The following is a 20,161-nucleotide window of genomic DNA, read 5'->3' on the forward strand; positions in this document are numbered from 1 at the left end:
TTGTTCAACAAATGTTGGCTTCCATGAGCTTCATCATCCGCACCGCCGGCCTCGGCGACATCGCCGCCTTTACCGAGATCTACCGCGAATCCGTGTTGAACGGGGTCGCGAGCTACGAGATCGATCCGCCCTCGCTCGACGAGATGGAGGCACGTTTCACCGCCATCACCGGCAAGGGCTATCCCTATATCGTCGCCGTCGAGCAGACCGGCCTCATCCTCGGTTATGCCTATGCCTCGGCCTTCCGCACGCGGCCGGCCTACCGCTGGCTGGTCGAGGATTCGGTCTATCTGGCGCCGGAAGCGCGCGGCAAGGGCGTCGGCAAGGCGCTGCTCGCCGAGCTCATCCGCCGCTGCACCGATCTCGGCTTCCGCCAGATGGTGGCCGTCATCGGCGGCGCGCATCCGGCCTCTATTGCTGTACACAGCGCCGCCGGCTTCGAGCATTCCGGTCGCATGACCGCGACGGGCTTCAAGCACGGGCGCTGGCTGGACACGGTCTTCATGCAGCGCGCACTGGGAGACGGCGCGGAAAACGAGCCTTCGGCGACGGAGTATCCGGGCACGATACCGTAAGTAACAAATGTGATCACCCGCATTCATTGACGTTCATGCCTGATTGTGCGCATTATAGCGCAATCATGCATGGTTTGGTGATGCGGTGTCGGTTCAGGATCTTCTTCTCGGCGAGCGGCAGGCGCTCATTCGCACGCGGCTCGATCTTTCGGGGCGGGTGATCGCGGCGGAGCTGGCGCAGGAGCTCGGCGTGTCGGAAGACACGATCCGGCGGGATTTGCGCGAGATGGCCTCGGCGGGCCTCTGCCGCCGCGTCTATGGCGGTGCCTTGCGCATCTCGCAGTCGCAGGTCTCGATGACCGAGCGCATCGCGATCGGTGGCGAGCGCAAGGCGGCGCTGGCAATATCGGCTGCGGCGCTCCTTCCGGCCGGCTCCAATGTGTTTCTCGATGCCGGCAGCACCAATCTCGCTCTCGCCCGCGCGCTGCCCGTCGGCGCCGACATGACGGTGGTGACCAACGCGCCCGCCATTGCAGCTGCTGTGCTCGAACGCGATATCCGGACGATCCAGCTCGGCGGCGTGATCGATCCGGCCGTCGGCGGTGCGGTGGGCGCGAAGGCGCTGCGTGATGCGGAGGCCTTCCGCCCCGATATCCTGGTGCTCGGCGTCTGCGGCATCGATGCGGAAGCGGGCGTCACCGCCTATTCCTTCGAGGATGCCGAATTCAAGCGCTTCCTCGCCTCGCGCAGCAAGTCCGTGCTCATCGCCGTCACCAACGACAAGCTTTCCACCGCGGCGCCCTATTCGGTCGTGCCGCTTTCCCGCGTTACGCGCGCCGTCATCGAGGCCGATGCGGACGACGCGGAAGCCGCAGCGCTGGCAGGCGCCGGCATCGAAACCTTCCGGGCCAGCTAGCCCTCCCAAGCAATGGAACTCCCAAGATGACGCCCGACACTGCCGTTTCCGGCAAATCCTTCGCAAAGACCTATTTCCCCTCGACGCGGCTTGCCGTCTCCGGCCTGTTTCTGCTGAACGGCACCTTTGCCGGTGCCTGGGCGCCAAAAATCCCGGAATTCGCCAGCCGCCTCGATCTCTCCGAATCGGGCCTCGGCCTGATGATCATGTGCTTCGGCATCGGCTCGCTGGTGCTGATGCCGATCGCCGGTATCCTGATTGCGCATTTCGGCACGACGCGCACGGTGAAGGGCGCAACGATCCTCTTCCTCACGACCATGCTGCTGCTTTCGATTGCGCCGACCATTCTGGTCGGTGCCGTCGCGATCTTCTTTTTCGGCGGTCTGATGGGCGCGATGGACGTCTCGATGAATGGCAATGCCGTCGAGGTGGAAAAGTCGATGCGCCGGGCGATCATGTCGTCCTGCCACGCCTTCTGGAGCCTCGGCGCCTTCATCGGCGCGTCCACCGGTGGTTTCCTCATCGAGACGATGGGTGTGATGGGCCATGCGCTGTTGCTGACGGGGCTCGGCATCATCGCGCTCGTTTTCATCTGGCCCTTCGTGTTGCACGATGCGCCGCATCCGAGCGAGGAGCGCCAGAAGGTGCGTCTGCCGATGACCTTGCTGCCTTGGCTAATCGGTATCATGGCACTGTTTTCCATGGTGCCGGAAGGCGCGATCCTCGATTGGGGTGCGCTCTATATGCGTGACGAACTCGGCGCGTCGCTGGCGCTTTCCGGTTTTGCCTTCGGTGCCTTCTCGCTCACCATGGCTGTCATGCGCTTTGCCGGCGACCATGTGCGCGACCGTTTTGGCGCGGTCAAAACACTGCGGTTTTGCACGGTCATGGCGATCATCGGCATGGTCATCGCCGGGCAGGCACCGAATGCCTATGTGGCGATGATCGGTTTCGCGCTCTGCGGCGTGGGCATTTCCAACATGGTGCCGATCGCCTTTTCCGCGGCCGGCAACCTGCCGGGCTTCGCGCAGGGCGTGGCGCTGTCGGTCGCCACCGTCATGGGCTATTCCGGCTCGCTCTTCGCACCGTCGATCATCGGCTTCATCGCCGAGCATACTGGCTTTGCCATCATCTTCACGCTGCTTCCGGTGCTCTTCATCGTCGTGCTCCTCCTGTCGCGCCACGCGATTCATGCGGACGTGCGCGAGCACCATTGAGATGGACCGCGCGCGGCGATCAAATCGTCGCGCGTGCTCGCCCTTGCAGTTGACAAGCCAGGTTTCCTGATCCACCTGAGGGCAAAGGCCGCGCCCTGCGTGCGCTGGCCGCTTTTCGAGCAAGAGGCTCCAAAATGTCCTTTTCCTTCGATTTTGAACCGAAGCCGCGCCGCCGCTCCGTCGGTGTCGACGTCGGCGGCGTGCTTGTCGGCGGCGGTGCGCCCGTCGTCGTCCAGTCGATGACCAATACGGATACCGCCGATATCGACGGCACGGTGGCGCAGGTCGCCGCCCTGCATCGCGCCGGCTCCGAGATCGTGCGCATCACCGTCGATCGCGACGAGAGTGCGGCGGCCGTGCCGAAGATCCGCGAACGGCTGGAGCGTCTCGGTCTCGACGTGCCGCTGGTCGGCGACTTCCACTATATCGGCCACAAGCTGCTCGCCGATCACCCGGCCTGCGCCGAGGCGCTGGCAAAATACCGCATCAATCCGGGCAATGTCGGCTTCAAGGAGAAGAAGGACCGGCAGTTCTCGGCCATCGTCGAGACGGCGATCCGTTACGACAAGCCGGTGCGCATCGGCGTCAACTGGGGTTCGCTCGACCAAGAGCTCTTGACCCGGCTAATGGACGAGAACCAGGACAAGGGTTTTCCGCTCACGGCCCAGCAGGTGATGCGCGAGGCGATCTGCCAGTCGGCGCTGCTCTCGGCTGAACTGGCCGAAGAGATCGGCCTGCCGAGGAGCCGCATCATCCTCTCGGCCAAGGTTTCCGCCGTGCAGGACCTCATCGCCGTCTATGCGATGCTGTCGTCGCGCTCCGATCACGCGCTGCATCTCGGCCTCACCGAGGCCGGCATGGGCACCAAGGGCATCGTTGCTTCCTCCGCCTCGCTCGGCATTCTCATGCAGCAGGGCATCGGCGATACGATCCGCATCTCGTTGACGCCGGAGCCCGGCGGCGACCGCACCCGCGAGGTGCAGGTGGCGCAGGAGCTTCTGCAGGTCATGGGTTTCCGCCAGTTCATTCCCGTCGTCGCCGCCTGTCCGGGTTGCGGACGCACGACCTCGACGGTCTTCCAGGAGCTGGCGCAGAAGATCCAGGACGACATCCGTAAGAACATGCCGGTCTGGCGGGAAAAATATCCCGGCGTCGAAGGCCTCAAGGTTGCCGTCATGGGCTGCATCGTTAACGGGCCGGGCGAGAGCAAACATGCCGATATCGGCATTTCGCTTCCGGGCACCGGCGAACTCCCCATCGCCCCCGTCTATGTCGACGGCAAGAAGGCGATGACGCTGCGCGGCACCAATATCGCCGGCGAATTCGAGACGCTGGTCAACGACTATATCGAGAAGCGCTACGGGCAGGGCCAGGCCGCTGCCGAGTAAGTTTTCTAGAGTCTGTCAGGTTCATTCTGAACCTGACAGACTCTAGATTCTTTTGTTTTCGTTTGTCTTTTCGGGAAAACCGGTTCCCACTTTTCCCTGACAAACTCTAGCCGCCGCGCCGGACGGAAAACCGCGTGATACTTTTCCTGGCGCGGCTCAGAGCCGTGTCGTCAAAAGCTTGAACCCGGCAAAGGCGAAGAAGGCGGCCATCACGCCTTCGATGGCGCGGCGCGACTTGAGATAGGCGCGGTGCACCGGGCCGAGCGAAAAGACCAGCGCAAAGCCAAGGAAGACGCAGACCCCCAAGATCATGCAGCCGGCGATGAAGGTCGCCATGACGCCGCCGGGCGCGCCCGGCGGCATGCCGAGCGATGTCAGCATGATCCAGTTGAAGATCGCCTTGGGATTGGTGATGTGGATGCCGAGGCCCTTGAGATACTGCCGGCGCGGTGAAAGGGCCGGCATCGCCGCCATCTGGGCGCGGTAGGTCTCCTCGCTCCTGCGGGCGGCGCGATACGCATTCCAGGCGAGCCACAGCAGGTAGCAGCCGCCGACGATCTTCAGGACGATCAGCGCTTCGCCATAGGTGCGGATGAGGGCGGACAGGCCCGATGCGGTGAGGATCGCCCAGATATAGGAACCGGTCAGCACGCCGGAAGCCAGTGCCAGCCCGGCCCGCCTGCCCTGGCTGATTGAGGTGGCGATGATCGCGATGATCGCCGGCCCCGGCGAGGCCGTCGCGATGAAATAGGCCGTCCAGGCGACGGCGAGTTGCGGCAGATAGGGCGTGAGGTCGGTCATGGTTCACCGCTGCTATTTCAGCGAACGATAATCGATCGGCTTTTCCGCTCCAAGCCGGAGAATTGCACCACATGTCCCTGCCGGCGCGTGGGCTTGCCCTCACCCTAACCCTCTCCCCGCGGGCGGGGAGAGGGAATGTGCCCCACGCAGGTGCAGAATTTTGCCAAACCGGCGGGGCATATCTCCTTCTCCCCGCTTGCGGGGAGAAGGTGGCCGGCAGGCCGGATGAGGGGCCGTGCCAGAGGCGACTGCGACTTCAGACGATCTCTTCGATCGCCGCGATCAGCCGGTCGCATTCCTCGGCGGTGCCGATGGTGATGCGCAGAAAGTCCGAGATGCGGGGCTTGGCGAAGTGGCGCACCAGCACGGCGCGGTCGCGCAGGCTCTTGGCGAGCGTCTCGCCGCTATGGGCCGGGTGGCGGGCGAAGACGAAATTGGCCTGCGAGGGCAGTACCTCGAAGCCGCGCTGGCGCAAGGCGCCGGTGACGCGCTCGCGGGTCTCGATGACCTTGCCGCGTGTCTCGTCGAACCACTCCCGGTCGTCCAGGGCAGCAGCGGCACCCGCCTGCGCGACGCGGTCGAGCGGATAGGAGTTGAAGCTGTCCTTGACGCGCTCCAGCGCATCGATCAGCGGGCGCTGGCCGATGGCATAGCCGACGCGCAGGCCGGCGAGCGAGCGGGATTTCGACAGCGTGTGCACGACGAGCAGGTTGTCATATTTCTTCGTCAGCGGGATCGCGCTCTCGCCGCCGAAGTCGATGTAAGCCTCGTCGATCACGACGGGCTGGTCCGGGTGCTCGGCGACCAGCTTTTCGATGGCGGACAGCGGCAGGCCGATGCCGGTCGGCGCATTGGGGTTCGGGAGGATGATGGCGCCGCAGGACCGCTCATAATCCGCAAGATCGATGGTGAAATCGTCCTTCAGCGGGATTTCGACAGACTCGATACCGAAGAGTCGGCAATAGGTCGGGTAGAAGCTGTAGGTGATATCGGGATAGGCGAGCGGCTTGTCGTGCTTGAGAAGGGCGACGAAGGCGTGCGCTAGCACCTCGTCCGAACCGTTCCCGACGAAGACTTCGTCCGCATCGACGCCGTAGAAACGGGCGATCGACTGGCGCAACGCCAGCGCCGAGGGGTCCGGATAGAGTTTCAGGCTGTCGGCGACGGCGGCCTGCATGGCGGCGATCGCCTTGGGCGAGGGGCCGTAGGGGTTTTCGTTGGTGTTGAGCTTGGTGAGGTTTTGAATGCGCGGCTGTTCGCCTGCGACATAGGGCTTGAGCGTGGCGACGATCGGCGACCAGAATTTGCTCATGACGTCAGTTCCTGCGATTGGCAATGAAGTGGGCGGTTTCGATCAGGATTCCGGCCCGATGGCTGAACGGCGCAAGAAGCGCCTCGGCCTCCGTTACAAGCTCTTGCAGACGGCTTTCCGCCCAGGCCTGACCGCGGCGCGACACGAGCGTCGCCTTGCCGCGGTCGGCATCCTTGCCCGTCGCCTTGCCCATGGTTGCGGCATCGGCGGTGAGATCGAGCAGGTCGTCGGCGATCTGGAACGCGAGGCCCACGGTCTCGCCATAGCGGCGCAACGCCCGCCGTTCGTCGACGGAAGCGCCGGCGATGATCGCGCCGGCCTCGCAGGCGAAGCGCAGCAATGCGCCGGTCTTCATCGCTTGGAGCGTGACGATGCCGTCCTCATCCGGGGCCGTTTTCTCCGCTGCCAGATCGAGCATCTGGCCGCCGGCCATGCCGCCGATGCCGGCGGCGCGCGCGAGTGCCAGGATGAGCGCCGTCTTGGTGGCATCCGGCAGGCGCGTTTCCGGGGCTGCGACGATATCGAAGGCGAGTGTCAGCAGACTATCGCCGGCGAGGATCGCGGCCGCCTCATCGAAGGCGATGTGCACGGTCGGCTGGCCGCGGCGCAGGTCGTCGTCGTCCATCGCCGGCAGGTCGTCATGCACCAGCGAATAGCAATGGATGCATTCGAGCGCCGCACCGATGCGCAGCGCCGTTTCGCGCGCGACATCGGGGAAGAGGGCCGCCGATTCGATGACGAGGAAGGGCCGCAGGCGCTTGCCGCCGTTCAGCACGCCATGGCGCATGGCGGCCATCAGGCGTTCGGGGCGGGCGATCTCGTCCGGCTGTTTTTCGCCGGACAGCAGGTCGGCCAGCAGCGTTTCCACCGCTTCGGCGTTGCCCTTCAGGCGGGCCTGGAATTCCTGTTGACGTGCGCTCATGGCCGCTCTTTGGCATGGGCGTCCGGCAGAGGCAACGGGAAGGACGGGACGGCGGCAAAGAATCGCGGGGGAGCGCTGGTTTTTGGCAAGCCGGGACGGTATGAAGGCGCAGCGACGCAAGGATGGGCGCCGGCACTTGGACATCGTACCGGAAACACGGGCAGAGACGGATCATTCGGAGGCAGAGACCGGTGAGAAGGAGGGTTGGATGACCCGCCTGCGCCGGAACTGGCGACGGATCACTCTTGCTCTCATGGCATTCGTGGCGCTGCCCTATGTGCTGATCGTGCTCTATGCGATCGATTTCATCCGTCCCGTCTCCACGCTGATGCTGCGCGATCTCGTGCTTTTGCGCGGCTATGATCGGCAATGGGTGGAGTTCGAGGATATCTCGCCCAATCTCGTGCAGTCGGTGATGATGTCCGAGGACGGGCAGTATTGCCGCCATGCCGGCGTCGACTGGGGCCAGATGCGCGCCGTCGTCAACGAGGCGCTGGCCGGTGAGCAGACGCGCGGCGCCAGCACCATTCCCATGCAGACGGCCAAGAACCTGTTCCTGTGGAACGGCCGCTCCTTCCTGCGCAAGGCGATGGAACTGCCGCTGGCGGTTGCGGCGGATTTCGTCTGGAGCAAGCGCCGGCTGATGGAGATCTATCTCAACATCGCCGAATGGGGGCCGGGCATCTACGGCATTGAGGCGGCTGCCCAGCATCATTTCAAGGTGCCCGCCGCCAAGCTTTCGCGCCGCCAGGCCGCCCTTCTCGCCGTCTCGTTGCCCAATCCGATCGAGCGCAATGCCGGCAAGCCGGGGCGCGGGCTGCAGCGGCTGGCGCGGCTCATCGAGCGGCGGGCGAGCGGCTCGGGCGATTATATCAAATGCCTTTATGACTGAGTTCAGGCCTTTTCATTGGTGCCGTCCGTGTTGAAGCCCTAGGGTCCGAGGCTTGCAAGGAGCTTCAAATGCCAGACCTCGTCCTCTATATCGGCAACAAAAACTATTCCTCTTGGTCCTTCCGGCCATGGATCGCGCTGGAAGCGGCGGGCGTGCCCTTCACGGACAAGGTGATCCCCTTCGATTTCGCCGCCGGAAACCCGCTGTTTCGCAACCTCTCGCCGACCGGCAAGGTGCCGGTGCTGCACCATGGTGCGGTCCGGGTGTGGGAATCGCTCGCCATCATCGAATATATCGCCGAGCTTTTTCCCGAAAAGGGTCTTTGGCCTCAGGATGCGGCGGCCCGCGCCGAGGCGCGATCGATCTCGATGGAGATGCTTTCGGGCTTCCGCGCCATCCGCAACGCCTGCCCGATGAACATCCGCCGCAAGCCGGGCGCCATCGATATGCCGGATGGCGTGACGGACGATGTCGCGCGGATCGAGACGATCTGGAAGGATGCCCTTGCCCGCTCCGGCGGCCCGTTCCTGTTCGGCGCGTTTTCGGCGGCCGATGCGATGTATGCGCCCGTGGTCAGCCGCTTTGACGCCTATTGCCTGACGCAGGACGAGACGGTACTCGCCTATATGGCGCGCATGAAGGCGCATCCGGCCTGGCGAAAGTGGCAGGCGGCGGCGGAAGCCGAGCCCTGGATCGTCCCGGAAGACGAGGTCTGACGCCCAGAGTCGAAAAAAACGGCACGAGGACTGGTCAAGCGGGCTTTTGCTGTGTATAAGCCGGCCAAATTTCCGAAATAACGACATATCCTTGTCAGCCATTCGGTGGCGTCAGGATGTGTTTGCCCGATAAGTGGAGTAGTGAAATGGCTGTACCGAAAAGAAAAACGAGCCCGTCCAAGCGCGGTATGCGCCGTTCCGCAGACGCTCTGAAGGGTTCGACCTACGTCGAAGACAAGAACTCGGGCGAACTGCGCCGCCCGCACCACATCGACCTGAAGACCGGCATGTACCGCGGTCGCCAGGTTCTGACGCCGAAGGAAAGCGCATAAGCGCTTTCGGCATCCGCTGAGATCAAGGCCTGGGATTTTCCCGGGCCTTTTCTTTTGGCCCTGTCGTTTCCGGCGCGTCGACATTTTCTTGTGCCGAATCTTGGGCTAAGACCGTCTGAAAGCCGCCAGCCCGGCGCTTACCCGGAGTTTTTGCCGATGCTTTTGGCCATACCGCTGCTGATCATCCCCTTCGCCCTCTACAACCTCGCCATGACGGGCCTGTTCGGCGATGGCGGCGTTGCCGTTCTCGACAGTGAGGTTCTGGCGGTCAACATGCTCTCGGGCACGACCTGGACCATGGCGTTAGGCGATCTCCTGATCTTCATCGCCCTCGTGCTGCTCTTCGTGGAGATCCTGAAGGCCACGCGGCCGGGCGCGCGCGCGCTGCTCGATCACATGCTGTCGATGGTGCTGTTCGTGGTGTTTCTCGTCGAATTCCTGCTGGTGCAGGGGGCGGCGACGCAAATCTTCTTCATCCTGATGACGATCACGTTCATCGATGTCATCGCAGGCTTTGCGGTGTCGATCCGCACGGCGGGCCGCGACGTCTCCATCGGGCTCTGAGGCGGCGCGGGGCGAGCCCGCGCCAGCCGTTTCTGTCAGCTCGGCCTGTTCTCAGCTCAGATTGTCGAGCTTGGTCTGGAGCGCGCGCAGCTGTTCCTTCAGCTCGTCGAGATCCTTCGGCTCGGCCTTGCGCGTCTCCTTCGGCGGCGCGGCTGCGGCGAAAGGCGTGAACATCTTCATCGCCTGCTGGAAGAGTTCCGTGTTGCGCCGGGTCGTTTCCTCGATGAGGGCCATCGGCACCTGCAGGTTCTTGCCGAGCGGCGTATCGCCCAAGGTCTTGCTGATCTGCTCGCGCATCGCCGATTGCTGCTCGGTGAAGGCCTGCATGGAGTGCTCGAGGTAGCTCGGCACGACCATCTGCATCTGGTCGCCGTAATAGGAGATCAGCTGACGCAGGAACGAGATCGGCAGAAGCGTGTTGCCGGTCTTGGATTCCTGCTCGAAAATGATCTGGGTGAGCACCGAATGGGTGATGTCCTCGCCGGATTTGGCATCCTGCACGGTGAAGTCCTCGCCCTTCTTCACCATGACCGCGAGATCGTCGAGCGTCACATAGGTGCTCGTGCCGGTGTTGTAGAGGCGCCGGTTCGCATATTTCTTGATGACGATCTGACCGTCGTTCCTGGCCATTAGGGTCTCCTCATCCCCGTATTTCCATTTCTTTTTTGGTCGGCGAGAGTATCCGCAAAAAGACGGCGGCTGACAATCGAATTGTGCGATGCGGCGAGGAATGCTGCGCAACATGGAATTTCATGCTGCATGTCGCGGACATGAAATTTTAGCGAGGCCGGATATCCCGTTTGACTCTCCCCCTTCGCTTTGCCAGTTTTGATTTCGGGAGAACCGCCGGCTCGCGCCGTTCGTGCGCCGGGCCGGTTCCAAGACCGACCACCCGGTCGCAGAATTGAGGAAGCACACCATGAGCACCCCGTCCATCGTCATCGCCAGCGCCGCCCGCACCGCGGTCGGGTCCTTCAACGGAGCCTTCGCCAACACGCCCGCCCACGAACTCGGGGCGACGGTCATTTCGGCGGTTCTGGAGCGCACGGGTGTTGCGGCGGGCGAGGTGAACGAGGTGATTCTCGGCCAGGTGCTTCAGGCAGGCGAAGGGCAGAACCCGGCCCGCCAGGCCGCCATGAAGGCCGGCCTGCCGCAGGAAGCGACGGCCTGGGGTATGAACCAGCTTTGCGGCTCGGGTCTTCGTGCCGTCGCTCTCGGCATGCAGCAGATCGCCACCGGCGATGCCAGCATCATCGTGGCGGGCGGCATGGAATCCATGTCGCTTGCCCCGCACTGCGCGCATCTGCGCGGCGGCGTGAAGATGGGCGACTTCAAAATGGTCGACACGATGATCAAGGACGGTCTGACCGACGCCTTCTATGGCTACCACATGGGCACGACGGCGGAAAACGTCGCCAAGCAGTGGCAGCTGTCGCGCGACGAGCAGGACGCCTTTGCCGTCTCCTCGCAGAACAAGGCCGAGGCCGCGCAGAAGGACGGCCGTTTCAGGGATGAAATCGTTCCCTTCATCGTCAAGGGCCGCAAGGGCGACGTGACCGTCGATGCCGACGAATATATCCGCCATGGCGCGACGCTCGACCAGATGGCCAAACTTCGCCCCGCCTTCGACAAGGAAGGCACCGTGACGGCCGGCAATGCGTCCGGTCTCAACGACGGTGCCGCCGCAGCGCTGCTGATGAGCGAGGCCGAGGCCTCGCGCCGCGGTATCCAGCCGCTCGCCCGCATCGTCTCCTGGGCGACGGTCGGCGTCGATCCCAAGGTCATGGGCACCGGCCCGATCCCGGCCTCGCGCAAGGCGCTCGAGCGCGCCGGCTGGAAGATCGGCGATCTCGACCTCGTGGAAGCCAATGAGGCCTTCGCGGCTCAGGCCTGCGCGGTCAACAAGGATCTCGGCTGGAATCCCGATATCGTCAACGTCAATGGCGGCGCCATCGCCATCGGTCATCCGATCGGTGCATCCGGTGCCCGCATCCTCAACACGCTCCTCTTCGAGATGAAGCGTCGCGGCGCCCGCAAGGGCCTCGCCACGCTCTGCATCGGCGGCGGCATGGGCGTGGCGATGTGCGTCGAGAGCCTCTGAGCAATATCCGCAAAAGCGCGTAGCGGTTTTGCGGAAACGCTCTGATCATCGACTGACATTCTGCTTTGCCATGACCTGCCGCCGGCGGGGCGTCAGGTCGACTCAAAAAACAGACTAGGGGAGTGAGCCACATGAGCAGGGTAGCATTGGTAACTGGGGGATCGCGCGGCATCGGTGCCGCCATTTCCATGGCGCTGAAGGCGGCGGGATACAAGGTGGCTGCAAGTTATGCCGGCAATGACGATGCCGCCAACGCCTTCAAGGCGGAGACCGGCATTCCCGTCTACAAGTGGGACGTCGCAAGCTACGAATCCTGCGTCGAGGGCATTGCCAAAGTTGAGGCCGATCTCGGCCCCGTCGAGATCCTCGTCAACAATGCCGGCATCACCAAGGATGCGATGTTCCACAAGATGACGCCCGACCAGTGGGGCGCCGTCATCAACACCAACCTGACGGGTCTGTTCAACATGACCCATCCGGTCTGGACGGGCATGCGCGACCGCAGCTTCGGCCGCGTCATCAACATTTCCTCGATCAACGGCCAGAAGGGCCAGATGGGCCAGGCGAACTATTCCGCCGCCAAGGCCGGCGACCTCGGCTTCACCAAGGCGCTCGCCCAGGAGGGCGCCGCCAAGGGCATCACGGTCAACGCCATCTGCCCCGGCTATATCGGCACGGAAATGGTGCGCGCCATCCCGGAAAAGGTGCTGAACGAGCGGATCATCCCGCAGATCCCAGTCGGCCGTCTCGGCGAGCCCGAAGAAATCGCGCGGGTCGTGGTCTTCCTCGCTTCCGACGATGCCGGCTTCATCACCGGCTCGACGATTTCGGCAAATGGCGGCCAGTTCTTCGTTTGACCGTATTTCCGGGCAAAGGAAAACGGCGCCTTCGGGCGCCGTTTTCATAGGGTAGGATACGGAAGAGCGAGGGCGCCATGAAACAGGAAAAACTGGACGAAGCCGCCATTTCCGAAGCGCTGGATGGGCTAGAAGGCTGGACGCGGTCGGACGATCGTATAGCCATCAAGAAGACATTCAAGTTCCAGTCGTTTCGCGAGGCCTTCGGCTTCATGACCGAGGCGGCGCTGGCGGCGGAAAAATTCAATCACCACCCGGAATGGTTCAACGTCTACAACCGCGTGGACGTCCGCCTGACGAACCATGATGCGGGCGGCCTGACTGAACTGGATTTCAAAATGGCGACCGCCATGGAGAAGGCGGCGGCGCTCCGCACGAAGAGTTGAAGCGGCGTCAAGACATCCCCATATGTTTTCGCGCCGGGCTTTGCCGGCTGCCACCCGAGGGAGGCCTTGAATGGATGATGTGAAGATCGGCGAGATCCTGTTGCCCGGCGACAAGGACGAGCAGGAGCGTCAGGAAACCCGCATCAAGAAGCGGTTCTGGCCGGTTTTGAAACGTGCGATGCGCCAGGTGCCGTTCTCTCGCGATCTCGTTGCTGCCTACTATTGTGCGCTCGATTCGCGCACGCCCGCCAAGGTTCGCGGTATCCTCCTGGCAGCACTTGCCTATTTCGTTCTGCCGCTTGACGGTATCCCGGATTTCTTCGTGCTTGTCGGCTTTTCCGACGACATCGCGGTGCTGACGGCTGCCTTTGCCGCCATTCGCGGCCATATCCGTGAAGACCACTACATCTCCGCCGACAAGGCGCTCGAGGACGAGCCGGAGATGCAGCCTGCGGGCTAATCCGGTTGTGACTGTTTGACCCGCAACTGCGCGGGTCAAATTCTTGCCCTAATCGTTCTGCCATTAGTGAATTTCGACAGGATCTATCTCACCGCATGGGGACTGCGGACACTCGGCCTTTCCGGCAAGGGTGGCGGTGGTTTTCAACGCAAATTTGTCCCGGTGCGGTACGCAAGACCCTCGTTTAATGAACGCATGTTGACGGTTTGGTAACCTGAATTAAGTCAAAATGAACCAAATCGTCATCATGCATGGCCGACACCGGCATGGCAGGCTTCTGCCTTCGGCCGGCAATCACTGGCAAGACAACCGGCAGGAAAACATGTTCGTAAGAAAGCTCGCAACCGCCCTCGCCCTCGTCATCGCGACCGCAGGCGTTGCCTCGGCCCAGACGCCGACGCGCATTCAGCAGTTCAACGCCTGGGGTGCCTATTCGTATCAGGCGAATGGCGGCAAGGTCTGCTACGTTCTGTCCGTGCCGAAGGACAAGACGCCCCCCGGCGTCGATCACGGCGATGTCTTCTTCCTCGTCTCGCAGCGCCCCGGCCAGAACATCAGCTACGAGCCGCAGGCGATGATGGGCTATCCGCTGCAGGAGAACTCCAAGGTCAACGTCGTCATCGACGGCCGCACCTTCGTGATGTTCACCAAGGGCAACTCGGCCTGGGTGGAAAACGCCGCCGAAGAGCCGGCGCTCGTCAACGCCATGAAGACCGGCAAGGACATGCAGGTGCAGGCGAAGTCGCGCCGCGGCACCGGTACGGCCTATTCCTACTCGCTGTCGGGCATCTCGGCCGCGCTGAAGCAGATCGAAAAATGCCGCTGAGGCGTTCGAAATTCCCAAGAATAAAGGCCGGCGCGATGCCGGCCTTTTGCGTTTGAAGGCCGAACTTCTCGATGAAAACCCTTCTTCTGCTCCGACATGCAAAATCCGCCTGGCCCGACGGCGTGGAGGATCACGACCGGCCGCTCGCCGAGCGTGGCCGCCGCGATGCGCCGCGCATGGGCGCCTATATGGCCGGGGTAGGCCTCGAGCCGGATGTCGCGCTGGTCTCGTCCGCGCGGCGCACGCACGAGACCTGGGCGCTGGTCACGCCGGCGTTTGGCAGGGCCTGCCCGTCGCAGACCGTCGCCTCGATCTATGAGGCCGAACCGGCCGCGATCCTTGCGGCCATCCACGCGGCGCCGCAGGGGAGCGGGACGTTGCTTGTCATCGGGCACAATCCGGGTTTGGAGGATCTGGCGATGCTGCTGGCGCCGGAAGGCGATGCGGATACCGTCGTCCGGCTGCGGTCGAAATATCCGACCGCAGGGCTCGCGGTGATCCGTTTCGATAGCGAGCGATGGGCCGATGTCGCGCCTGGTGCCGGGTGGCTCACCGCCTTCATGACGCCGAAGACCCTGCCGTAACCGGCGAGGTCAGCCCTTCTTCGCGGGCGTGCCCAGCGCCTTTTCGATCGCCGGATAGAGGCCGTTCTTGAGGCTCTTGTCGTCGAAGGGCCCGACGCGCTTGTAGAGGATCGTCCCGTCGGGACCGACGAGGTAGCTTTCCGGGATGCCGTAGACACCCCAGTCGATCGCCATTTTTCCCACGGGATCGAGGCCGATGGCGGAGAAGGGGTTGCCGAGCTCGCCCAGGAAGCGCAGCGCATTTTCCGCGCCGTCCTTGTAGTTCACGCCGACGACGGTGAGGCGCGGATCCTTCGAAAGTTCGAGGATCACAGGATGCTCCTGCCGGCAGGGCACGCACCAGGAGGCCCAGAAGTTGACGAGCGTCAGCTTGCCCTTGCCGGTCTCCTTGGTCAGCGCCGGCACGGGCACGCCGTCCCGTGTGGCGCCGGAGAGCGGATCGAGCTCGCGGAAGGGCGCCTTGGTGCCGATCAGCGCCGAGGGGATTTCCGAAATGTCGCGGCCGGAATTGAGCTGCGTCCAGAAGATCAGCGCCAGACCGAGGAAGATCGCAAGCGGCAGCGCGGCGAGGATGAGACGCGTGCGCTTACCGGCGCCTCCGGCATTGCCTTGCGTTTCGCTCATCGGGTTTCCTCTGCGCGCGCCGAGCGGCGGCGGATGCCGGCGGCTTCCAGACGCTCCAGCTCGTGATGGCGGCCGCGATGGTCGATGAAGACCCAGCCGATGAGGCCGAAGGTGACGGCAAAGGCGGCGATGTAGGAGGCCGTTACGTAGAAGGCGTGGCTCATGCGGCGTCTCCGGCCGCGCGGGCGGCATGGCGGCGCAGAACGGCGATCCGGCGGCGCAGGATTTCGTTGCGCATCGCCAGGATATGCAGCGTGAAGAACAGCAGGGAGAAGGCGATCGCCATCACCAGAAGCGGCCACAGGAATTCCGGATCGATGGTCGGGCCGCCCATGCGCACGACGCTTGCCGGCTGGTGCAGCGTGTTCCACCATTCAACGGAAAACTTGATGATCGGAATGTTGACGAAGCCGACGAGGATGAGCACGGCGCTGACCTTGGCGGCGCGCGTCGGGTCATCCATGGCGCGGTTGAGCGCGATAAGGCCGAGATACATTAGAAACAGCACGAAGACCGAGGTGAGGCGCGCATCCCACACCCACCAGGTGCCCCACATCGGCTTACCCCAGAGCGAACCGGTGACGAGGGCAAGGAGCGTGAACGCGGCGCCGATGGGCGCGGCCGCCTTGGCCGAGACATCGGCCAGCGGATGGCGCCAGACGAGCGTGCCAAGCGCCGAGAGCGCCATGACCGTGTAGCACATCATCGAGAGCCAGGCGGCCGGCACATGCACATACATGATGCGAACCGTCTCGCCCTGCTGGTAATCGCCCGTGGTGGTGAAGGACAGATAGAGCCCGACCGCGAACAGACAGAGCGTCAGCCCGGCAAGCCATGGCCAGACGGTGGCGACCAGCGCCAGAAACCGCGTCGGGTTGGCGAGATCGCTGAATTTGCGGATGGCAAGGCTCGGTTCGCTCATGATGGTTCTTTAACGCGCAATCCCCTCGGCTTCAATTGATCTGCAGCAATCACATTTGTGTCAGTCGCTGGAAAGGCGAAGTGCCGCAGCCGCCGCGACCGGGCCGATGACGGCGAAGAACAGGTTGAGCGCCACAAGGATGAGGAAGGGCGGGAGAAAGGGCGCCGGTTCCTGGATGGCCGCATAGACCGCGCTGACGCCGAAGATCAGCACAGGAATGGCGAGCGGCAGAACGAGGATGGAGACAAGCAGCCCGCCGCGCGGCAGCGCCACGGCAATGCCGGCGCCGGCCGCCCCGATGAAGGTGATGGCCGGCGTGCCGGCCAGAAGCGTCAGCGTCGTCGCGCCGATCGCCACCTCGTCCATGTTCATGAACAGGCCGAGCAGCGGCGAGGCGATGACGAGCGGCAGGCCGGTCGCGATCCAGTGCGCGACGCATTTGACGAAGACCGTCAGCACCAGCGGCGTTTCCTGCATCAGGATGAGATCGAGTGAACCATCCTCGCGCTCTGCCTGGAACAGCCGGTCGAGGCCGAGCAGCGAGGCGAGCAGCGCGCCGATCCACAGGATTGCGGGACCGATGCGCGCGAGAAGGTTGAGGTCAGGGCCGACGCCAAAGGGAATGACGGCGACGACGGTCATGAAGAACAGCACGCCGATCAAGGCGCCGCCGCCGGCACGGACCGAGAGTTTGAGGTCGCGGGCGAGAAGGGCGATCATGCGCCGGTCTCCGGGCAATGCGGTTGTGGCTCACCCCCCTCTGCCCTGCCGGGCATCTCCCCCTTAAGGGGGGAGATCGAATCGCGGAGAGGTTTCGCCCATCCGAAATGTCGCGATTGAAGCGAAAACGAGGGTCCTAGCCAATCTCCCCCCTTGAGGGGGAGATGCCCGGCAGGGCAGAGGGGGGTAGCCATAACCGCCGTCGTCACCACATATCCTCCGTCACCCCGGCAAATCCCGTCATCCGCAACTCCTTCACCCCCTCCAACCCCAGTGGCTGATGCGTCGCGGCGATCGCGATGCCGCCGCGCTGAAGATGGGCGGTGACGAGGCCGGCAAACATTTCTTCCGCGGCGGCATCGAGGGCTGCTGTCGGTTCGTCGAGGATCCAGACCGGGCGCCAGGCGACGAGGAGCTTGGCCATCGCCATGCGGCGCTGCTGGCCGGCGGAGAGATAGCCGAAGGGCAGGTGCACGATGCCGCCCAGGCCGACCGATTCGGCGGCTTCGTCGACGGAGACGCCGGTACCGCCGGCGAAATCGCCGAAAAAGGCTTTCCAGAAGGACAGATTCTCCTCGACGGTCAGTTCGCGCTTCATCGCATTACGATGACCGAGATAATGCGCAGCCTCGCTCAGACGCTCCACCGGTTGCGCTGCAGCAAGGAGTTTCGCGGAGCCCTTTTCGGCAGGCAGGAGGCCGGCCAGAACGCGCAGCAGGGTGGACTTGCCGGAGCCGTTGGCGCCCTTGACGACCAACGCCTCGCCGCTGGCGATTTCAAAGGAAATGTCCTGGAAAATCAGGTCTTCGCCGCGCCTGGCGCTCAACCCTTCGGCGACGAGCCGCATGACTGTTCACTTTCCCTTTACGACCTTGGTCGCAACGCAAAAAAATTGTCCCGATTTGCCTATTGGTGCTCTGGAACGTTTCTTAGAAATTATCTATAACGCCCGCAACACGCCAGCGGTCGGCGTGAATTTCATCCAAGCGCCGAACACGGAATGAATTCCGCGTACGGACAGCGGAAATGACCGTACCCGCATCCCATAACGCGCTTAAACAGCGCAAGGGCGTTCGTACGTCAGCTTTCTGGCGCCAGACGAGACGGGGTATAAAGTGTCCAAATCCCTAGACAGTTTCAATTGTCGTTCGACCCTTACGGTCAACGGCACCGACTATGTGTATTACAGCCTGCCGAAGGCTGAGGCGAACGGCCTCGCGGGCGTCTCGAAGCTGCCTTATTCGATGAAGGTGCTTCTGGAGAACCTGCTGCGCTTCGAGGACGGCCGCTCGGTCACCAAGGAGCAAATCCTGACCGTCGTCGACTGGCTTTCCAACAAGGGCACGGTCGAAAACGAGATCGCCTATCGCCCGGCGCGTGTGCTGATGCAGGACTTCACCGGCGTTCCCGCCGTCGTCGACCTTGCGGCCATGCGTGACGCGATGGTCTCGCTCGGCGGCGACCCGGAGAAGATCAACCCGCTCGTTCCCGTCGACCTCGTCATCGACCACTCCGTCATCGTCGACGAATTCGGCACGCCGACCGCCTTTGCCCGCAACGTCGAACTGGAATACCAGCGCAACGGCGAGCGCTACCGCTTCCTCAAGTGGGGCCAGCAGGCGTTCAAGAACTTCCGCGTCGTGCCGCCCGGCACCGGCATCTGTCATCAGGTCAATCTGGAATATCTGGGCCAGACGGTCTGGACCAAGGAAGAAGACGGCGAGATCATCGCCTACCCGGATACCTGTGTCGGCACGGACAGCCACACGACCATGATCAACGGCCTCGGCGTTCTCGGCTGGGGCGTGGGCGGCATCGAAGCTGAAGCGGCCATGCTCGGCCAGCCGGTCTCCATGCTGCTGCCGGAAGTCATCGGCTTCAAGCTGACCGGCAAGCTCAAGGAAGGCGTGACTGCGACCGACCTCGTGCTGATGGTCGTGCAGATGCTGCGCAAGAAGGGCGTGGTCTCCAAGTTCGTCGAATTCTTCGGCCCCGGCCTCGACAACATGACGCTCGCCGACCGTGCGACGATCGGCAATATGGGCCCGGAATACGGCGCGACCTGCGGCTTCTTCCCGGTCGATGGCGAAACCGTCAACTACCTCACCATGTCCGGCCGCGAAGAACAGCGCATCGCGCTGGTCGAAGCCTATTCGAAGGCGCAGGGCATGTGGCGTGACGGCGACGGTTCCGACCTCGTCTTCACCGACACGCTGGAACTCGACCTCGGCGACGTCGTGCCCGCCATGGCAGGTCCCAAGCGTCCGGAAGGCCGCATCCCGCTGGAAAACATCGCATCCGGCTTCGCGACCTCGATGGACGCCGACTACAAGAAGCCCGGCCAGCTTGCCAACCGCTACCCGGTCGAATGCACCGACTACGATCTCGGCCATGGCGACGTCGCCATTGCCGCCATCACGTCCTGCACCAACACGTCCAACCCGTCGGTGCTCATCGCCGCCGGCCTGCTCGCCCGCAATGCGGTCGCCAAGGGCCTGAAGACGAAGCCGTGGGTCAAGACGTCGTTGGCACCGGGATCGCAGGTCGTCGGCGAATATCTCGCCAAGTCCGGCCTGCAGGAAGATCTCGACAAGCTCGGCTTCAACCTCGTCGGCTTCGGCTGCACGACCTGCATCGGCAATTCCGGCCCGCTGCCGGCGCCGATCTCCAAGACGATCAACGACAAGGGCCTGATTGCCGCCGGCGTCCTGTCCGGCAACCGCAACTTCGAAGGCCGCATCTCGCCGGACGTACAGGCGAACTATCTTGCCTCGCCGCCGCTCGTCGTCGCCTATGCGCTGGCCGGCACGGTGCAGAAGGACCTCACCAAGGAGCCGATCGGCGAGGACCAGGACGGCAAGCCCGTCTACCTCAAGGACATCTGGCCGACCTCGCAGGAAATCCAGGAATTCATCCTGAAATACGTCACCCGCGCGCTCTATGCGGCAAAATATGCCGACGTGTTCAAGGGCGACGAGAACTGGCAGGCCGTGCAGGTGCCGGCGGGCCAGACCTATGCCTGGGACGACCAGTCGACCTATGTGCAGAACCCGCCCTACTTCGTCGGCATGGGCAAGACCGGTTCGGGCCTCAAGAACATCGAGGG

25 protein-coding genes are annotated in these 20,161 nt (G+C 63.6%); 16 read left to right on the forward strand and 9 right to left on the reverse strand.

All coding sequences use genetic code 11. The features are described from left to right. Positions 1 to 23: 23 nt before the first annotated feature. From ACOZKU_RS20785 to ispG, 4 genes are all read left to right on the forward strand, one after another. On the forward strand, positions 24 to 575 hold the full coding sequence (locus ACOZKU_RS20785) for a GNAT family N-acetyltransferase (RefSeq protein ID WP_421580487.1): 552 nt from the start codon (positions 24 to 26) through the stop codon (positions 573 to 575). 85 nt (positions 576 to 660) lie between these two features. Further along, positions 661 to 1,431 (forward strand): DeoR/GlpR family DNA-binding transcription regulator, encoded by a 771-nt coding sequence (locus ACOZKU_RS20790; RefSeq protein WP_421580488.1) that lies wholly within the window; start codon positions 661 to 663, stop codon positions 1,429 to 1,431. Between the two features lie 26 nt (positions 1,432 to 1,457). Beyond that, positions 1,458 to 2,648: an MFS transporter gene (locus ACOZKU_RS20795; RefSeq protein ID WP_421580489.1), complete on the forward strand. Its 1,191-nt coding sequence runs from the start codon at positions 1,458 to 1,460 to the stop codon at positions 2,646 to 2,648. 134 nt (positions 2,649 to 2,782) lie between these two features. Next, on the forward strand, positions 2,783 to 4,036 hold the full coding sequence (gene ispG / locus ACOZKU_RS20800) for a flavodoxin-dependent (E)-4-hydroxy-3-methylbut-2-enyl-diphosphate synthase (protein ID WP_314089787.1): 1,254 nt from the start codon (positions 2,783 to 2,785) through the stop codon (positions 4,034 to 4,036). A 156-nt stretch (positions 4,037 to 4,192) separates the two neighbouring features. On the opposite strand, the gene ACOZKU_RS20805 is transcribed toward ispG, so the two are convergent. From ACOZKU_RS20805 to ACOZKU_RS20815, 3 genes are all read right to left on the reverse strand, one after another. Beyond that, positions 4,193 to 4,837: a LysE family translocator gene (locus ACOZKU_RS20805; protein WP_421580490.1), complete on the reverse strand. Its 645-nt coding sequence runs from the start codon at positions 4,835 to 4,837 to the stop codon at positions 4,193 to 4,195. A 256-nt stretch (positions 4,838 to 5,093) separates the two neighbouring features. After that, positions 5,094 to 6,149, reverse strand: coding sequence for a histidinol-phosphate transaminase (gene hisC, locus ACOZKU_RS20810; RefSeq protein WP_421580491.1), 1,056 nt, complete (start codon positions 6,147 to 6,149; stop codon positions 5,094 to 5,096). A 4-nt stretch (positions 6,150 to 6,153) separates the two neighbouring features. Then, the gene (locus tag ACOZKU_RS20815) at positions 6,154 to 7,071 is read right to left on the reverse strand and encodes a polyprenyl synthetase family protein (RefSeq protein ID WP_421580492.1); all 918 of its coding nucleotides are present in this window, start codon (positions 7,069 to 7,071) and stop codon (positions 6,154 to 6,156) included. A 136-nt stretch (positions 7,072 to 7,207) separates the two neighbouring features. On the opposite strand from ACOZKU_RS20815, the gene mtgA reads away from it, so the two are divergent. The 4 genes from mtgA (at position 7,208) to ACOZKU_RS20835 (ending at position 9,575) form a co-directional block, all read left to right on the forward strand. Then, on the forward strand, positions 7,208 to 7,963 hold the full coding sequence (mtgA, locus tag ACOZKU_RS20820; protein ID WP_421580493.1) for a monofunctional biosynthetic peptidoglycan transglycosylase: 756 nt from the start codon (positions 7,208 to 7,210) through the stop codon (positions 7,961 to 7,963). A gap of 68 nt (positions 7,964 to 8,031) precedes the next feature. Further along, a complete protein-coding gene (locus ACOZKU_RS20825) occupies positions 8,032 to 8,679 on the forward strand; it encodes a glutathione S-transferase family protein (protein ID WP_421580494.1) in 648 nt (215 codons plus the stop codon). A 146-nt stretch (positions 8,680 to 8,825) separates the two neighbouring features. Continuing rightward, complete coding sequence (gene rpmF, locus ACOZKU_RS20830) at positions 8,826 to 9,011, forward strand: 50S ribosomal protein L32 (protein WP_024271259.1); 186 nt, start codon at positions 8,826 to 8,828, stop codon at positions 9,009 to 9,011. Positions 9,012 to 9,167: 156 nt separating this feature from the next. After that, a complete protein-coding gene (locus ACOZKU_RS20835) occupies positions 9,168 to 9,575 on the forward strand; it encodes a hypothetical protein (RefSeq protein ID WP_421580495.1) in 408 nt (135 codons plus the stop codon). A 51-nt stretch (positions 9,576 to 9,626) separates the two neighbouring features. Here ACOZKU_RS20835 and phaR read toward each other — a convergent pair whose 3' ends face one another. After that, complete coding sequence (gene phaR / locus ACOZKU_RS20840; RefSeq protein ID WP_314089772.1) at positions 9,627 to 10,205, reverse strand: polyhydroxyalkanoate synthesis repressor PhaR; 579 nt, start codon at positions 10,203 to 10,205, stop codon at positions 9,627 to 9,629. 289 nt (positions 10,206 to 10,494) lie between these two features. Here phaR and ACOZKU_RS20845 point away from each other — a divergent pair, with 289 nt between their 5' ends. The 6 genes from ACOZKU_RS20845 (at position 10,495) to ACOZKU_RS20870 (ending at position 14,789) form a co-directional block, all read left to right on the forward strand. After that, positions 10,495 to 11,676, forward strand: coding sequence for an acetyl-CoA C-acetyltransferase (locus tag ACOZKU_RS20845; RefSeq protein ID WP_421580496.1), 1,182 nt, complete (start codon positions 10,495 to 10,497; stop codon positions 11,674 to 11,676). 131 nt (positions 11,677 to 11,807) lie between these two features. Further along, the gene (locus tag ACOZKU_RS20850) at positions 11,808 to 12,533 is read left to right on the forward strand and encodes a beta-ketoacyl-ACP reductase (RefSeq protein WP_421580497.1); all 726 of its coding nucleotides are present in this window, start codon (positions 11,808 to 11,810) and stop codon (positions 12,531 to 12,533) included. Positions 12,534 to 12,610: 77 nt separating this feature from the next. Continuing rightward, positions 12,611 to 12,919 (forward strand): 4a-hydroxytetrahydrobiopterin dehydratase, encoded by a 309-nt coding sequence (locus tag ACOZKU_RS20855; protein WP_421580498.1) that lies wholly within the window; start codon positions 12,611 to 12,613, stop codon positions 12,917 to 12,919. Between the two features lie 70 nt (positions 12,920 to 12,989). Then, the gene (locus tag ACOZKU_RS20860; RefSeq protein ID WP_314089764.1) at positions 12,990 to 13,379 is read left to right on the forward strand and encodes a YkvA family protein; all 390 of its coding nucleotides are present in this window, start codon (positions 12,990 to 12,992) and stop codon (positions 13,377 to 13,379) included. Between the two features lie 322 nt (positions 13,380 to 13,701). Continuing rightward, the gene (locus ACOZKU_RS20865) at positions 13,702 to 14,205 is read left to right on the forward strand and encodes an invasion associated locus B family protein (protein WP_314089762.1); all 504 of its coding nucleotides are present in this window, start codon (positions 13,702 to 13,704) and stop codon (positions 14,203 to 14,205) included. Positions 14,206 to 14,276: 71 nt separating this feature from the next. Beyond that, on the forward strand, positions 14,277 to 14,789 hold the full coding sequence (locus ACOZKU_RS20870; RefSeq protein WP_421580499.1) for a SixA phosphatase family protein: 513 nt from the start codon (positions 14,277 to 14,279) through the stop codon (positions 14,787 to 14,789). Positions 14,790 to 14,798: 9 nt separating this feature from the next. Here ACOZKU_RS20870 and ACOZKU_RS20875 read toward each other — a convergent pair whose 3' ends face one another. The 5 genes from ACOZKU_RS20875 to ccmA form a co-directional block, all read right to left on the reverse strand. Then, positions 14,799 to 15,413, reverse strand: coding sequence for a DsbE family thiol:disulfide interchange protein (locus ACOZKU_RS20875; RefSeq protein WP_421580500.1), 615 nt, complete (start codon positions 15,411 to 15,413; stop codon positions 14,799 to 14,801). Further along, a complete protein-coding gene (gene ccmD, locus ACOZKU_RS20880) occupies positions 15,410 to 15,577 on the reverse strand; it encodes a heme exporter protein CcmD (protein ID WP_314089756.1) in 168 nt (55 codons plus the stop codon). Before ccmD ends, ACOZKU_RS20875 begins: the two co-directional genes overlap by 4 nt. Beyond that, entirely contained in the window at positions 15,574 to 16,335 is a 762-nt protein-coding gene (locus tag ACOZKU_RS20885; protein WP_421580501.1) for a heme ABC transporter permease, read from the reverse strand. Before ACOZKU_RS20885 ends, ccmD begins: the two co-directional genes overlap by 4 nt. Positions 16,336 to 16,395: 60 nt before the next feature. After that, on the reverse strand, positions 16,396 to 17,055 hold the full coding sequence (ccmB, locus tag ACOZKU_RS20890; RefSeq protein ID WP_421580502.1) for a heme exporter protein CcmB: 660 nt from the start codon (positions 17,053 to 17,055) through the stop codon (positions 16,396 to 16,398). A 205-nt stretch (positions 17,056 to 17,260) separates the two neighbouring features. Beyond that, a complete protein-coding gene (gene ccmA / locus ACOZKU_RS20895) occupies positions 17,261 to 17,902 on the reverse strand; it encodes a heme ABC exporter ATP-binding protein CcmA (RefSeq protein WP_421580503.1) in 642 nt (213 codons plus the stop codon). Between ccmA and ACOZKU_RS20900 the strand changes: the two genes are divergently transcribed. Together ACOZKU_RS20900 and acnA are read left to right on the forward strand one after the other, a co-directional pair. Beyond that, the gene (locus ACOZKU_RS20900) at positions 17,901 to 18,059 is read left to right on the forward strand and encodes a hypothetical protein (RefSeq protein WP_421580504.1); all 159 of its coding nucleotides are present in this window, start codon (positions 17,901 to 17,903) and stop codon (positions 18,057 to 18,059) included. The two genes, ccmA and ACOZKU_RS20900, sit on opposite strands and share 2 nt — an antisense overlap. A gap of 111 nt (positions 18,060 to 18,170) precedes the next feature. Further along, on the forward strand, positions 18,171 to 20,161 hold a 1,991-nt coding region (acnA, locus tag ACOZKU_RS20905), incomplete at its 3' end, for an aconitate hydratase AcnA (RefSeq protein ID WP_421580505.1).

Origin of the sequence: Shinella sp. M31 (genome assembly GCF_049199205.1) — a bacterium.
GTDB lineage: Bacteria > Pseudomonadota > Alphaproteobacteria > Rhizobiales > Rhizobiaceae > Shinella.